This is a genomic window from Nostoc sp. CCY 9925, assembly GCF_963920935.1.
In the GTDB taxonomy this organism is placed as follows: Bacteria; Cyanobacteriota; Cyanobacteriia; order Cyanobacteriales; family Nostocaceae; genus Nostoc.
This window is the reverse complement of sequence record NZ_CAWUDO010000274.1, coordinates 1-1,428: the sequence shown is the minus strand read 5'-3', so window position 1 is coordinate 1,428 and position 1,428 is coordinate 1. Positions and strand designations below refer to the sequence as shown.

General features: G+C 44.5%; 1 protein-coding gene. It reads right to left on the bottom strand.

The genetic code is table 11. The features are described 5' to 3' along the window. Positions 1-37 precede the first annotated feature (37 nt). A complete protein-coding gene (locus tag ACM0OY_RS40360; RefSeq protein ID WP_414574292.1) occupies positions 38-1,345 on the bottom strand; it encodes an NF041680 family putative transposase in 1,308 nt (435 codons plus the stop codon). Positions 1,346-1,428 lie beyond the last annotated feature (83 nt).

Here is a 1,428-nt window from a genome sequence, read left to right as displayed (position 1 = left end):
ATCAGAGACTTAGTGAAATTATCAATAATCTTGAGTATTAAACTGCAATTGATGGTTCTTTGCGTGGTCGTGTTACAGTTTTTTTAACAATCGGGCATCGGTTTTTACGGTGACGCTTTTTTCCTGCTTCCCAACCCGGGGACTTTCCGCGAGGTTTGGGTGGAAGGGCTGGAGTACCAATGGCCGCGAAAACTCCACCCATAGCTTGAGCAACTCTTCCAGGGGTCAAATTACCCTGAGACTTCTGCCAAGGTAGAGGATTGTCAGTTACAATATCACGGGCTAACCACAATTCCCAAGTCATCAGAGGCATGAGGTCGCTCCATCTTTCACTTTGCTTGGGAGTACTGAACTGTGGCACTGTCCAATGTAGACGTTGCTTTAAAAAGCGATACCAATGGTCAATGGTAAAGCGACGCAAGTAAAGACACCAAACTTCCTCTAGTGGTGGCATTTCTTCCCCTACCCAAGCTAACCACAAAGGTTTGGATACTCGTTCATTGCCTTGTGCGTCGAGACGTTCAACCCGCAGGAGTAACATTGGGCGTGTAGCAGCCTGACGGAAGTGTAAATCTTTCCACAAGCTAACACGCACAGTCCCTAATTTTGGGTCATTCATTTTCAACACAGATGTGGCTTCACTCCATGTTATTGGTTCATTGAGCTTAAATTTATCACCATGCTTCTTGGGACGGCCAATCCCTGGATAAGCTCCTGGTTCACCCCATAAACACAGATTTGAGCGCAACCGAACGAGAATATCTGCGGGAATACTGGCAGTTTTTAAGACAAAAGGGGCGCATCCATATTCACTATCCCAAACTGAAATCGGTCTAACAGGTAAATATTTACACACCTGTTTTAGTTGCCAAATCGCTTTTGAGATGGGACTTTCCCCACTTGTGATCCGCTCATGTCTCAAAGGTAATGCCCAACTGCCTGATTTTTCAGGTATCCAGGCAATTGTGCTATATCCTTGACCAATGGTAATCGGTTTATTTCCCACTATGGATATGCCACTATGCTCATAGGTTCGCTCTTGCAACGTTACTGCATCTGGGCGTGACCAATTTGTATGATCTCCTGCTAACAACGGTCGTCCCTCTGCTGGCATCTGTTTGATATATAATTGCATCAATCTCTGTCGCTGCGGTCTGCTATCTTGTAGCGCTTCATAAATACTTGGCCACTTGCGTCTAAATACTGGTGATAAAGATAAGTCTCCTAAGGAATAAACATTGCGAGTCAGTAATATGGCATCTGTTAATTCAAAGGTCGCGTCTTTAGCTCTACCTAAATATTTGTAGGCTACTTGACGAAACTCTTCAAGTCTGGCATTTTTCATGTTGGCAGGTGAGAGTAGGTAGTTCTTTTCTCACTTTCTGCCAAAAGGGGGACTGTATTCAATCAGACACCCCTTTTTTCTTA